Below are 12,117 nucleotides of genomic sequence, written 5' to 3' on the forward strand. Positions count from 1 at the left end.
ATGCATGCTAAGCCGTGTCTTTAATCATGATGGATATCGTGAACGCGTTGCAACGCGTGTTTTAACTGGCTGACATCCTCTTTTAACCAGTGCCGTTGCGCCAGAGGCAGATGATCCAATCCTTCGGGAAGCGGCACACCATCTAACGCCCCCTCATTACAAAGCGCCCTGACCAGAGTTGCCTGCGAAACCCCTATATAGGCTGCCATTTCAGATAATGTCATACGATCTGAGTGCATTTTTCACCTCCTGATCTTCACTTGCTGATGCATTTTTGTTCAGCCCTCCCCCGGCTATATTGATCTCAAACAGGATTGGGCATAAAACAGTTGAAAGTGAATAAAGTTGCTAAGCTGGTAACTCAGATCCTAAAAACAGGGATAAGACTGTGCAACGTTATGGATTGATGGCGCTTTTGCTCGTTTCCTGCTGGGCCAGCGCGCATGACATCGTCATCGGGCAGCCCCTTCCGTCGGTTTTTATTGCGGATAAAGGTGAAATGCGGCTGGATAGCGGCAAGGTTAACTATCAAAAATGGAACAGCCTGTCTCTTCCGGGTCGGACACGTTTAGTTATTCATGTTGCAGGACGATTGTCGGCCAAAGAGCAATCCGCCCCGCTTATTGCGGCCCTGCAGCGCGCCAACCTGCCACAAGACCGGTTCCAGACCACAACCATCGTGAATACAGATGATACTTTGCCTGGCAGCAGTCTGTTTGTGATTAACAGTATCCGCTCCAGTAAAAAAGCCTCACCATGGCAACAATTTATTATCGACAGTAGCGGCGTGGCACAACATCGCTGGCAGCTTAAGCCAGAAGGTGCCGCTGTCATCGTGCTGGACCCTTATGGTCAGGTAAAGTTTGCGAAAGACACGGCGCTCAGTGCGGATGATGTTTCTCAGGTCATTGCAACATTACGTGCGCTGACAGGCTGATCCTGGCAACCCGGTAAAGGTACCGCACGGTCTGCCAATCCGACGGAGGTTTATGAATTTTCCACCTTTTCCACAAGCTCAACTAGTATTAACGATGTGGATTTAGCAAAAAAAACCTGTAACCCTAAATGTAAAATAACGGGTAAGCCTGCCAACCATGTTATGGCAGATTAAGCGTCTTTTTGAAGGGCACCGCATCTTTCGCGTTGCCGTAAATGTATCCGTTTATAAGGACAGCCCGAATGACGGTCTGCGCAAAAAAACACGTTCATCTCACTCGCGATGCTGCGGAGCAGTTACTGGCTGATATTGATCGACGCCTTGATCAGTTATTGCCCGTGGAGGGAGAACGGGATGTTGTGGGTGCCGCGATGCGTGAAGGTGCGCTGGCACCGGGAAAACGTATTCGCCCCATGTTGCTGTTGCTGACCGCCCGCGATCTGGGTTGCGCTGTCAGCCATGACGGATTACTGGATTTGGCCTGTGCGGTGGAAATGGTCCACGCGGCTTCGCTGATCCTTGACGATATGCCCTGCATGGACGATGCGAAGCTGCGGCGCGGACGCCCTACCATTCATTCTCATTACGGAGAGCATGTGGCAATACTGGCGGCGGTTGCCTTGCTGAGTAAAGCCTTTGGCGTAATTGCCGATGCAGATGGCCTCACGCCGCTGGCAAAAAATCGGGCGGTTTCTGAACTGTCAAACGCCATCGGCATGCAAGGATTGGTTCAGGGTCAGTTCAAGGACCTGTCTGAAGGGGATAAGCCGCGCAGCGCTGAAGCTATTTTGATGACGAATCACTTTAAAACCAGCACGCTGTTTTGTGCCTCCATGCAGATGGCCTCGATTGTTGCGAATGCCTCCAGCGAAGCGCGTGATTGCCTGCATCGTTTTTCACTTGATCTTGGTCAGGCATTTCAACTGCTGGACGATTTGACCGATGGCATGACCGACACCGGTAAGGATAGCAATCAGGACGCCGGTAAATCGACGCTGGTCAATCTGTTAGGCCCGAGGGCGGTTGAAGAACGTCTGAGACAACATCTTCATCTTGCCAGTGAGCATCTCTCTGCGGCCTGCCAACACGGGCACGCCACTCAACATTTTATTCAGGCCTGGTTTGACAAAAAACTCGCTGCCGTCAGTTAAGGATGCTGCATGAGCCATTTCGCGGCGATCGCACCGCCTTTTTACAGCCATGTTCGCGCATTACAGAATCTCGCTCAGGAACTGGTCGCGCGCGGTCATCGGGTGACCTTTATTCAGCAATACGATATTAAACACTTGATCGATAGCGAAACCATTGGATTTCATGCCGTCGGGACAGACAGCCATCCCCCCGGCGCGTTAACGCGCGTGCTACACCTGGCGGCTCATCCTCTGGGGCCGTCAATGCTGAAGCTCATCAATGAAATGGCGCGCACCACCGATATGCTGTGCCGCGAACTCCCCCAGGCATTTAACGATCTGGCGATAGATGGCGTCATTGTTGATCAAATGGAACCGGCAGGCGCGCTCGTTGCTGAAGCACTGGGACTGCCGTTTATCTCCGTAGCCTGCGCGCTGCCTCTCAATCGTGAACCGGATATGCCCCTGGCGGTTATGCCTTTCGAATACGGGACCAGCGACGCGGCTCGCGAACGTTATGCCGCCAGTGAAAAAATTTATGACTGGCTAATGCGTCGTCATGACCGCGTCATTGCCGAACACAGCCACAGAATGGGCTTAGCCCCCCGGCAAAAGCTTCACCAGTGTTTTTCGCCACTGGCGCAAATCAGCCAGCTTGTTCCTGAACTGGATTTTCCCCGCAAAGCGTTACCGGCTTGTTTTCATGCCGTCGGGCCTCTGCGCGAAACGTACGCACCATCAACGTCTTCATCCCGTTATTTTACATCCTCAGAAAAACCCCGGATTTTCGCCTCGCTGGGCACGCTCCAGGGACACCGTTATGGGCTGTTTAAAACGATAGTGAAAGCCTGTGAAGAAATTGACGGTCAGCTCCTGTTAGCCCACTGTGGTCGTCTTACGGACTCTCAGAGTGAAGAACTGGCGCGAAGCCGTCATACACAGGTGGTGGATTTTGCCGATCAGTCAGCCGCGCTGTCACAGGCGCAGCTGGCGATCACCCACGGCGGCATGAATACGGTACTGGACGCGATTAATTACCGGACGCCCCTTTTAGCGCTTCCACTGGCCTTTGATCAGCCCGGCGTCGCGTCACGCATCGTTTATCACGGCATCGGCAAGCGTGCTTCCCGCTTTACCACCAGCCATGCTTTGGCTCGTCAGATGCGTTCATTGCTGACCAACGTCGACTTTCAGCAGCGCATGGCGAAGATCCAGACCGCCCTTCGCTTGGCAGGGGGCACCATGGCCGCTGCCGATATCATTGAGCAGGTTATGCGCACCGGTCAGCCTGTCTTAAGTGGGAGCGGCTATGCAACCGCATTATGATCTGATTCTCGTGGGGGCTGGACTCGCGAATGGCCTTATCGCCCTGCGTCTTCAGCAGCAGCAACCTGATATGCGTATTTTGCTTATCGACGCCGCACCCCAGGCGGGCGGAAATCATACGTGGTCATTTCACCACGATGATTTGACTGAGAGCCAACATCGTTGGATAGCGCCGCTGGTGGTTCATCACTGGCCCGACTATCAGGTGCGCTTTCCCACACGCCGTCGTAAGCTGAACAGCGGCTACTTCTGTATTCCTTCTCAGCGTTTCGCTGAGGTTTTACAGCGACAGTTTGGCCCGCACTTGTGGATGGATACCGCGGTCGCAGAGGTTAATGCGGAATCTGTTCGGTTGAAAAAGGGTCAGGTTATCGGTGCCCGCGCGGTGATTGACGGGCGGGGTTATGCGGCAAACTCAGCACTGAGCGTGGGCTTCCAGGCGTTTATTGGCCAGGAATGGCGATTGAGCCAACCGCATGGTTTATCGTCTCCCATTATCATGGATGCCACGGTCGATCAGCAAAATGGTTATCGCTTCGTGTACAGCCTGCCGCTCTCGCCGACCAGATTGTTAATTGAAGACACGCACTATATCGATAATGCGACATTAGATCCTGAACGCGCGCGGCAAAATATTTGCGACTATGCCGCGCAACAGGGTTGGCAGCTTCAGACTCTGCTGCGTGAAGAACAGGGCGCCTTACCCATCACCCTGTCGGGCAATGCCGACGCATTCTGGCAGCAGCGCCCCCTGGCCTGTAGTGGATTACGTGCCGGTCTGTTCCATCCTACCACCGGCTATTCACTGCCGCTGGCGGTTGCCGTGGCCGACCGCCTGAGCGCACTTGATGTCTTTACGTCGGCCTCAATTCACCAGGCCATTACGCATTTTGCCCGCGAGCGCTGGCAGCAGCAGCGCTTTTTCCGCATGCTGAATCGCATGCTGTTTTTAGCCGGACCCGCCGATTCACGCTGGCGGGTTATGCAACGTTTTTATGGTTTACCTGAAGATTTAATTGCCCGTTTTTATGCGGGAAAACTCACGCTGACCGATCGGCTACGTATTCTGAGCGGCAAGCCGCCTGTTCCGGTATTAGCAGCATTGCGAGCCATTATGACGACTCATCGTTAAAGAGCGACTACATGAAACCAACTACGGTAATTGGTGCAGGCTTCGGTGGCCTGGCACTGGCAATTCGTCTACAGGCTGCGGGGATCCCCGTCTTACTGCTTGAACAACGCGATAAACCCGGCGGTCGGGCTTATGTCTACGAGGATCAGGGGTTTACCTTTGATGCAGGCCCGACGGTTATCACCGATCCCAGTGCCATTGAAGAACTGTTTGCACTGGCAGGAAAACAGTTAAAAGAGTATGTCGAACTGCTGCCGGTTACGCCGTTTTACCGCCTGTGTTGGGAGTCAGGGAAGGTCTTTAATTACGATAACGATCAAACCCGGCTCGAAGCGCAGATTCAGCAGTTTAATCCCCGCGATGTCGAAGGTTATCGTCAGTTTCTGGACTATTCACGCGCGGTGTTTAAAGAAGGCTATCTGAAGCTCGGTACTGTCCCTTTTTTATCGTTCAGAGACATGCTTCGCGCCGCACCTCAACTGGCGAAACTGCAGGCATGGAGAAGCGTTTACAGTAAGGTTGCCAGTTACATCGAAGATGAACATCTGCGCCAGGCGTTTTCTTTCCACTCGCTGTTGGTGGGCGGCAATCCCTTCGCCACCTCATCCATTTATACGTTGATACACGCGCTGGAGCGTGAGTGGGGCGTCTGGTTTCCGCGTGGCGGCACCGGCGCATTAGTTGAGGGGATGATAAAGCTGTTTCAGGATCTGGGTGGTGAAGTCGTGTTAAACGCCAGAGTCAGCCATATGGAAACGACAGGAAACAAGATTGAAGCCGTGCATTTAGAGGACGGTCGCAGGTTCCTGACGCAAGCCGTCGCGTCAAATGCAGATGTGGTTCATACCTATCGCGACCTGTTAAGCCAGCACCCTGCCGCGGTTAAGCAGTCCAACAAACTGCAGACTAAGCGTATGAGTAACTCTCTGTTTGTGCTCTATTTTGGTTTGAATCACCATCATGATCAGCTCGCGCATCACACGGTTTGTTTCGGCCCGCGTTACCGCGAACTGATTGACGAGATTTTTAATCACGATGGCCTCGCAGAGGACTTCTCACTTTATCTGCACGCGCCCTGTGTCACGGATTCGTCACTGGCGCCTGAAGGTTGCGGCAGTTACTATGTGTTGGCGCCGGTGCCGCATTTAGGCACCGCGAACCTCGACTGGACGGTTGAGGGGCCAAAACTACGCGACCGTATTTTTGAGTACCTTGAGCAGCATTACATGCCTGGCTTACGGAGTCAGCTGGTCACGCACCGGATGTTTACGCCGTTTGATTTTCGCGACCAGCTTAATGCCTATCAGGGCTCAGCCTTTTCTGTGGAGCCCGTTCTTACCCAGAGCGCCTGGTTTCGGCCGCATAACCGCGATAAAACCATTACTAATCTCTACCTGGTCGGCGCAGGCACGCATCCCGGCGCAGGCATTCCTGGCGTCATCGGCTCGGCAAAAGCGACAGCAGGTTTGATGCTGGAGGATCTGATTTGAATAATCCGTCGTTACTCAATCATGCGGTCGAAACGATGGCAGTTGGCTCGAAAAGTTTTGCGACAGCCTCAAAGTTATTTGATGCAAAAACCCGGCGCAGCGTACTGATGCTCTACGCCTGGTGCCGCCATTGTGACGATGTTATTGACGATCAGACGCTGGGCTTCCAGGCCCGGCAGCCTGCCTTACAAACGCCCGAACAACGTCTGATGCAACTTGAGATGAAAACGCGCCAGGCCTATGCAGGATCGCAGATGCACGAACCGGCGTTTGCGGCTTTTCAGGAAGTGGCTATGGCTCATGATATCGCCCCGGCTTACGCGTTTGATCATCTGGAAGGATTCGCCATGGATGTACGCGAAGCGCAATACAGCCAACTGGACGATACGCTGCGCTATTGCTATCACGTTGCAGGCGTTGTCGGCTTGATGATGGCGCAAATCATGGGCGTGCGGGATAACGCCACGCTGGACCGCGCCTGTGACCTTGGGCTGGCATTTCAGTTGACCAATATTGCTCGCGATATTGTGGACGATGCGCATGCGGGCCGCTGTTATCTGCCGGCAAGCTGGCTGGAGCATGAAGGTCTGAACAAAGAGAATTATGCGGCACCTGAAAACCGACAGGCGCTGAGCCGTATCGCCCGTCGTTTGGTGCAGGAAGCAGAACCTTACTATTTGTCTGCCACAGCGGGCCTGGCTGGGTTGCCCCTGCGTTCGGCCTGGGCAATCGCTACGGCGAAGCAGGTTTACCGGAAAATAGGTGTAAAAGTTGAACAGGCCGGTCAGCAAGCCTGGGATCAGCGGCAGTCAACGACCACGCCCGAAAAATTAACGCTGCTGCTGGCCGCCTCTGGTCAGGCCCTTACTTCCCGGATGCGGGCTCATCCTCCCCGCCCTGCGCATCTCTGGCAGCGCCCGCTCTAGCGCCATGTCTTTCCCGGAGCGTCGCCTGAAGTTTTGACAGGGGCGGCGCATAGAGGAAGCCAAAAGAAACACAACCTTCTTTGCCCCTGACGGCGTGATGCATACGGTGCGCCATATACAACCGTTTGAGGTAGCCCTTGCGTGGAATATAGCGGAATGGCCAACGTTGATGCACCAGCCCGTCGTGCACCATAAAATAGAGTAATCCATACGCCGTCATACCTGCGCCAATCCACTGGAGCGGCCACATTCCTGTACTGCCCAGATAAATCAGCAGGATCGATAATGCAGCAAAAACCACGGCATAAAGATCGTTAACTTCAAACGCACCTTTACGCGGTTCATGATGTGAAAGATGCCATCCCCAACCCCAGCCGTGCATGATGTATTTGTGTGCCAGTGCAGCAACCACTTCCATGCCAATCACGGTAACGAAAACGATCAGGGCATTCCAAATCCACAACATAATTTCTCCGGTAGAGACGTCTGGCAGCAGGCTTAAGGATTCAATTTTAACAGAGATTAGCCGATCTGGCGGCGGGAAGGGAAAAAGGCGCGCCAGAAAGGCGCGCCAGGGATTAGAAGTCGGCTTTCAGAACCACACGGTAGTTGGCTTTACCTGCACGAACATGGTCCAGTGCATCATTGATTTTCGACATCGGGAAGTACTCCACTGTCGGCGCAATATCTCTACGGCCAGCCAGCTTCAGCAGTGAACGCAGCTGCGCAGGTGAACCGGTTGAAGAACCCGTCACGGCGCGGTCGCCTAAAATCAGGCTGAAAGCCGGCACATCAAACGGCTTCAGTACGGCACCCACGGTATGGAACTTACCGCGAGGCGCCAGGGCCGCAAAGTAGGGTTGCCAGTCGAGATCGACGGCGACCGTGCTGATAATCAGGTCAAACTGGCCCGCCAGGCTTTTTAAAGCTTCCGGATCGCGGCTGTTCACCACATGATCGGCGCCCATGTCCAGAATAGCCTGCTTCTTATTGGCTGAAGAACTGAACGCCGTAACTTCTGCGCCCATCGCGTGTAGAATCTTAATGGCGATGTGGCCCAGACCACCAATACCGATCACGCCAACGCGGCTCATCGCGGTAATGTTATGCATAAGTAAGGGTTTAAAGACGGTAATCCCACCACACAGCAGAGGGCCGGCCGTGGCCGCATCCAGCTTTTCAGGTAATGGGATAACCCACTGCCAGTTGGCGCGCAGTTTGTCAGCAAAGCCCCCATTGTTGCCAATCGTGGTTGTGGTGCCATTGGCGCAGTTGACGTGATCGCCGCTGATGCAGGGATCGCAATGCTGGCAGCTCTTGGCTGTCCAGCCGATGCCCACGCGCTGTCCCACTTTCAGGCCTTTCGTTTTGGCACTTTCGCCAAGCGCAGCCACGCGTCCAATTACTTCATGACCGGCAACAACGGGATATGCTGAAATTCCCCATTCGTTATCGATCATCGACAGATCTGAGTGGCATACGCCGCAGTATTCAACTTCAACTTCTACATCTTCAGCGTCTAACGGGCCGGGATCATAGTCGTAACGCTCCAGTGCTTGTCCCGCCTGCATGGCTGCGTAACTCTTAATTGTCATTCTGTACCTCATTTAACGCGTTGTTTTGGCGGTCAGCGTATTTGCAACTGTCACGAACTGACCGCCGCCAAGATGATGTAAAGTGTGTAGCGCTGAGTTGCTGTCATCGAAATGCCAGCGACCGTCGTAAAAAACCCGATTGTCTGCCGCAGCGGTGACCACTTCACCAAACAGCGTGTCGTACGCCTGCTGCGCTTCGGTTTCAGGTAACAGACAGCATTCCATCCACGCAACACAACTCTCTTCCAACAGAGGCACACCGAAGTGTTGACTCTCGCTGGCCTGAATATCAAAAGCCGCAAATTTATCCTGGTCGCGCCCGGTCGTGCTGCCAACGGCATAAGCCAGATCGACAAATTGCGCGGCAGGGACACAAATACCAAATGCACCACTGGCTTCAATCAGCTCACGTGACCAGGTCGATTTATCCACAATAATCGCTACCCGCGGCGGCGAAAATTCGACGGGAACGGACCAGGCTGCGGCCATGATGTTGCGACGCTGTGACTGACTATCCCGACTGGTTATTAATATAGTCGGTCCGTGGTTCAGCAAACGGCTTGCGTGTTCCAGCGCAACAGGACGAAAGTGCGACATTCGAAAATCCTTAATGACTGGGTCAGGCAATATAACGCCAGTACACCCGGTTTGCAGGTTGATGAACCCGGTACTCTAGCGGTTTTTATCTCAGATGAACTTGCCGCTTTGTGCCTTAGCTTGACAAAATAGTGTTTAATATCATGATTTAACAATCTTGAAATTTTAAACAGGTTGCACGACAAGCGGAACCGCTGAAGGGATAATTTTAGTTCGGTTTGGTATGAAAGATGAGAAATAAGACTAATCCTTATCAGTCTGCATTCACGGCTGCTGGCAGGATCACCTGGCAGAATAAGCGTAAGTTTGTCACAGTCAGTGAAGCAGAATTTTAACCATCGTAACGGGAGTTGCTATGAACAATGACAAGCTACAGGCTGAACCTCTTGTCTGGGGACAAGGTCCACAGGTGTTTGAGGTTTTTATCGAACCCACCTGCCCTTTCTCTGTACGCGCGTTTAACAAATTCGATGCGCTGTTAGAGCAGGTTGGTGAAGATAAAATGACACTCAAAATTCATCTTCAGTCGCAGCCCTGGCACATGTACTCTGGCGTAATCGTGCGCTACATCCTCGCGGCATCGGTAGAAAGTAAAGCGGCGGCTAAAGCGGTTCTGCAGGCCGTTGCCGATCATCGGGAAGCCTTTGAGTTTACAGACCATTGTCGTGGTCCAAACCGAGACGTTACGCCTAATCAGCTTCTCGCCAGACTCAGGGAGTACAGCGGCGTCGATGCTTATGCGGCATTTGACCGGCCTGATTTGCAAAACCTGATCAAATGGCACTGTAAATATGCCCGCCAGAACGGTATTCATGTTTCACCCACCTTTATGATTAATGGCCTGGTGCAGCCCGATATCGGCAGTGGTGATACGGTTGATGAGTGGGCAAAACGTATTCTGGCCTGACAGACTTGCTGCCCAAAAGCAGCCATTCAGGCCCTGCTGTAAAAGGACTTAATATGACGATGACGCTTGAACAGATTAAAACGAAATACCCTGACGCACTGGCCTGGTCGTTTGGCGATTCACCCGATCTGGCCAATGAACTGGCCACGTTGGTCCTTACCGGCAAAAAAATCGCCACCTGCAGTTCTCTGCAAGGCTGGTATGAAGATGACGTGAAACCGCAACCCGGCGGCTATAGCATCATCTTAAACGGCGCGGATAATCCGGTTTGCGTCATCAGGACGACGGGGCTGTTTGTAACACGCTTCGATCGCGTTACGCCGGAGATGGCCATGATGGAAGGCGAAGGTGACCTGAGCCTTGAGTACTGGCAGCGTGAACATCAACGCTTTTTTCAGCGTAACGGTGGATTTAGCACTGAAATGGAACTGATATTTGAGACCTTTCAACTTGTTGAAATCATCTGAATCAGCCGTTAATCCGCACGCTGTCCGGATTAACGGCCTAAATCGCGCAGTGCATACCATAATCAGCCCTGCTCACTCAGTAAAGGATCCAGTAGCGAAGTGCCATAGGAGTTATCCACGGTGCAGCGCCACTGGTTATCGCTTTCCAGCCGAAATACATAGGTGGCACGGCGGGTGCTTTCTACGGACTGTCCCTGCCCATCGGGATAGCGCAGCACAGTTTCCATAATCACCAGCGCGGTGCCTGCGCCCTCAATGACCTCCATCCTGCCCTGCTCTACCACCAGCTGATGCTGAAAATAATTTGCAATCGCTTCAAAGGCGCGACGAATGGCTACGCGACCCGTAACGGTCATTCCGGGCTTCACAACCAGGCTGGCATCGGCAGCATAGTGTTTCATCAGGGCATCATAATTACCGGCTGATATCGCCCGGTCGCATAACCTGACAACCTCTAAAACGGGATGGTCATTCATCAGCACTTCCTCACACATAGCGGGTGTGCTAAGTATATCGCCATCAATGTTAAAAAGGAGTTATATATGTTTAGCCATATGGTTGTTGGTACGGATAATATTGAGCAAGCTAAAAAATTCTACGATGCTGTTTTTGCTGTGATCCGTTGCGAAGATCAGGGCATTGATGCCCTGGGGCGCCCTTTTTACGTTAAAAATCACCAGCGTTTTATTATCACTCAGCCCATTAATGGCCAGCCCGCGACCTTTGCCAACGGGGGTACCATTGGCTTTACCATGGCCTCCTCTGAAGACGTTTTCAACTGGTATCAAAAAGGTCTCGAAAACGGCGGCACTTCGGCTGAAACACCGCCTCATGTCAGAGAAACGGATGGAAGATGCGTCGCCTATCTGCGGGATCCAACCGGCAATAAGCTGTGTGCTTTTTATAATCCGGCATAATTTTTTAACGAATTTGATGTGCGCCTTGAAGCGCTCCCACAAGCCGGTGGCGGATGGAGATTAACCTGACAGGGTTTCTGCCTGCGCTTCTACCGATTGCCCTTTCTCCCGGCGCGAGTTTCACGCTGGCGATGAACAGCGCGCTTACGGCTGGCCGCAGGGGGCTGGTGAAAACGCTGCTTGGTACCGCGCTGGGTATTTATACGCATGCTTTGCTGATCGGTCTGGGCCTGTCGACAGTGCTGGTTGCGTCCCCCGCGCTGTTTGCCCTGTTAAAAATGGCTGGCGTACTTTACCTGTTCTGGCTGGGCGGCCTTTTATTTATCACTGGCATCAGGACCAGGGCATTCGTGCTCAAGACAACGGGTAGCGCAATTACCGTTAAAGGTGCGTGGCTGGCTAATGTCGCTAACCCCAAAGCTATCCTGTTTTACCTGACGGTGGTTTCACAGTTTGTTGGCGACAGGGCCGGTATTGATGCCTTTCTGACGCTGGCAACAGTGCACATTGTCGTGATGAGCCTGTGGTTAGCGCTCTTCAGCCAGGCGCTGGTCTTCTCGGCCCAAAAAATCAATCCTGTCGCGCTGAAACGCTACGTCAATATCGGTGGTGGATTACTGCTTATCGGCATTGCCGTACGCACTCTTATCGCCTGACAGGTCTTTCGCCACCGACTCTCATACTTAAACAAGG

15 protein-coding genes are annotated in these 12,117 nt (G+C 53.0%); 10 read left to right on the top strand and 5 right to left on the bottom strand.

The genetic code is table 11. The features are described 5' to 3' along the window. Window positions 1–20 precede the first annotated feature (20 nt). Entirely contained in the window at window positions 21–239 is a 219-nt protein-coding gene (locus NYE92_RS00745; RefSeq protein ID WP_259018375.1) for a hypothetical protein, read from the bottom strand. Between the two features lie 167 nt (window positions 240–406). Here NYE92_RS00745 and NYE92_RS00750 point away from each other — a divergent pair, with 167 nt between their 5' ends. The 6 genes from NYE92_RS00750 to crtB all read left to right on the top strand — a co-directional run bounded on the left by NYE92_RS00750 (window position 407) and on the right by crtB (window position 6,941). After that, on the top strand, window positions 407–937 hold the full coding sequence (locus NYE92_RS00750; protein ID WP_072137422.1) for a YtfJ family protein: 531 nt from the start codon (window positions 407–409) through the stop codon (window positions 935–937). Between the two features lie 242 nt (window positions 938–1,179). After that, window positions 1,180–2,088 carry a polyprenyl synthetase family protein gene (locus NYE92_RS00755; RefSeq protein WP_014333254.1) on the top strand — a complete coding sequence of 303 codons (909 nt, stop codon included), beginning with the start codon at window positions 1,180–1,182 and terminating at the stop codon, window positions 2,086–2,088. Between the two features lie 9 nt (window positions 2,089–2,097). Continuing rightward, the gene (locus NYE92_RS00760; protein ID WP_210487672.1) at window positions 2,098–3,393 is read left to right on the top strand and encodes a glycosyltransferase; all 1,296 of its coding nucleotides are present in this window, start codon (window positions 2,098–2,100) and stop codon (window positions 3,391–3,393) included. Further along, window positions 3,377–4,525, top strand: coding sequence for a lycopene beta-cyclase CrtY (crtY, locus tag NYE92_RS00765; RefSeq protein ID WP_078829117.1), 1,149 nt, complete (start codon window positions 3,377–3,379; stop codon window positions 4,523–4,525). The genes NYE92_RS00760 and crtY overlap by 17 nt, the downstream gene beginning before the upstream one ends. An 11-nt stretch (window positions 4,526–4,536) precedes the next feature. Further along, on the top strand, window positions 4,537–6,015 hold the full coding sequence (locus tag NYE92_RS00770; RefSeq protein WP_019105891.1) for a phytoene desaturase: 1,479 nt from the start codon (window positions 4,537–4,539) through the stop codon (window positions 6,013–6,015). Continuing rightward, the gene (crtB, locus tag NYE92_RS00775) at window positions 6,012–6,941 is read left to right on the top strand and encodes a 15-cis-phytoene synthase CrtB (protein ID WP_013027995.1); all 930 of its coding nucleotides are present in this window, start codon (window positions 6,012–6,014) and stop codon (window positions 6,939–6,941) included. The genes NYE92_RS00770 and crtB overlap by 4 nt, the downstream gene beginning before the upstream one ends. Here the strand turns inward: crtB and NYE92_RS00780 are convergent. The 3 genes from NYE92_RS00780 to NYE92_RS00790 form a co-directional block, all read right to left on the bottom strand. Then, on the bottom strand, window positions 6,880–7,407 hold the full coding sequence (locus tag NYE92_RS00780) for a sterol desaturase family protein (protein WP_013027996.1): 528 nt from the start codon (window positions 7,405–7,407) through the stop codon (window positions 6,880–6,882). The two genes, crtB and NYE92_RS00780, sit on opposite strands and share 62 nt — an antisense overlap. A gap of 112 nt (window positions 7,408–7,519) precedes the next feature. Then, on the bottom strand, window positions 7,520–8,536 hold the full coding sequence (locus tag NYE92_RS00785; protein ID WP_078829116.1) for an NAD(P)-dependent alcohol dehydrogenase: 1,017 nt from the start codon (window positions 8,534–8,536) through the stop codon (window positions 7,520–7,522). Window positions 8,537–8,548: 12 nt separating this feature from the next. Then, window positions 8,549–9,133: a flavin reductase family protein gene (locus NYE92_RS00790; protein ID WP_078829115.1), complete on the bottom strand. Its 585-nt coding sequence runs from the start codon at window positions 9,131–9,133 to the stop codon at window positions 8,549–8,551. A gap of 355 nt (window positions 9,134–9,488) precedes the next feature. Between NYE92_RS00790 and NYE92_RS00795 the strand changes: the two genes are divergently transcribed. Then, entirely contained in the window at window positions 9,489–10,040 is a 552-nt protein-coding gene (locus NYE92_RS00795) for a thioredoxin domain-containing protein (protein WP_014598224.1), read from the top strand. A gap of 53 nt (window positions 10,041–10,093) precedes the next feature. Beyond that, on the top strand, window positions 10,094–10,507 hold the full coding sequence (locus NYE92_RS00800; protein WP_042676316.1) for an ASCH domain-containing protein: 414 nt from the start codon (window positions 10,094–10,096) through the stop codon (window positions 10,505–10,507). A gap of 62 nt (window positions 10,508–10,569) precedes the next feature. On the opposite strand, the gene NYE92_RS00805 is transcribed toward NYE92_RS00800, so the two are convergent. Next, a complete protein-coding gene (locus tag NYE92_RS00805) occupies window positions 10,570–10,983 on the bottom strand; it encodes an SgcJ/EcaC family oxidoreductase (RefSeq protein WP_259018378.1) in 414 nt (137 codons plus the stop codon). 66 nt (window positions 10,984–11,049) lie between these two features. Between NYE92_RS00805 and NYE92_RS00810 the strand changes: the two genes are divergently transcribed. Then, entirely contained in the window at window positions 11,050–11,424 is a 375-nt protein-coding gene (locus NYE92_RS00810; RefSeq protein ID WP_024471497.1) for a VOC family protein, read from the top strand. Between the two features lie 53 nt (window positions 11,425–11,477). Next, window positions 11,478–12,080 (top strand): LysE family translocator, encoded by a 603-nt coding sequence (locus NYE92_RS00815; protein WP_041457914.1) that lies wholly within the window; start codon window positions 11,478–11,480, stop codon window positions 12,078–12,080. Window positions 12,081–12,117: the final 37 nt, after the last annotated feature.

Source organism: Pantoea sp. B566, assembly GCF_024793925.1.
GTDB lineage: Bacteria > Pseudomonadota > Gammaproteobacteria > Enterobacterales > Enterobacteriaceae > Pantoea > Pantoea ananatis.

Excerpts from the sequence above, each read along its gene's own strand:
- NYE92_RS00745 (WP_259018375.1), bottom strand. The coding sequence starts at position 239 with ATGCACTCAGATCGTATGACATTATCTGAAATGGCAGCCTATATAGGG.
- NYE92_RS00750 (WP_072137422.1), top strand. The coding sequence starts at position 407 with ATGGCGCTTTTGCTCGTTTCCTGCTGGGCCAGCGCGCATGACATCGTC.
- NYE92_RS00755 (WP_014333254.1), top strand. The coding sequence starts at position 1,180 with ATGACGGTCTGCGCAAAAAAACACGTTCATCTCACTCGCGATGCTGCG.
- NYE92_RS00760 (WP_210487672.1), top strand. The coding sequence starts at position 2,098 with ATGAGCCATTTCGCGGCGATCGCACCGCCTTTTTACAGCCATGTTCGC.
- crtY (WP_078829117.1), top strand. The coding sequence starts at position 3,377 with ATGCAACCGCATTATGATCTGATTCTCGTGGGGGCTGGACTCGCGAAT.
- NYE92_RS00770 (WP_019105891.1), top strand. The coding sequence starts at position 4,537 with ATGAAACCAACTACGGTAATTGGTGCAGGCTTCGGTGGCCTGGCACTG.
- NYE92_RS00780 (WP_013027996.1), bottom strand. The coding sequence starts at position 7,407 with ATGTTGTGGATTTGGAATGCCCTGATCGTTTTCGTTACCGTGATTGGC.
- NYE92_RS00785 (WP_078829116.1), bottom strand. The coding sequence starts at position 8,536 with ATGACAATTAAGAGTTACGCAGCCATGCAGGCGGGACAAGCACTGGAG.
- NYE92_RS00790 (WP_078829115.1), bottom strand. The coding sequence starts at position 9,133 with ATGTCGCACTTTCGTCCTGTTGCGCTGGAACACGCAAGCCGTTTGCTG.
- NYE92_RS00795 (WP_014598224.1), top strand. The coding sequence starts at position 9,489 with ATGAACAATGACAAGCTACAGGCTGAACCTCTTGTCTGGGGACAAGGT.
- NYE92_RS00800 (WP_042676316.1), top strand. The coding sequence starts at position 10,094 with ATGACGATGACGCTTGAACAGATTAAAACGAAATACCCTGACGCACTG.
- NYE92_RS00805 (WP_259018378.1), bottom strand. The coding sequence starts at position 10,983 with ATGAATGACCATCCCGTTTTAGAGGTTGTCAGGTTATGCGACCGGGCG.
- NYE92_RS00810 (WP_024471497.1), top strand. The coding sequence starts at position 11,050 with ATGTTTAGCCATATGGTTGTTGGTACGGATAATATTGAGCAAGCTAAA.
- NYE92_RS00815 (WP_041457914.1), top strand. The coding sequence starts at position 11,478 with ATGGAGATTAACCTGACAGGGTTTCTGCCTGCGCTTCTACCGATTGCC.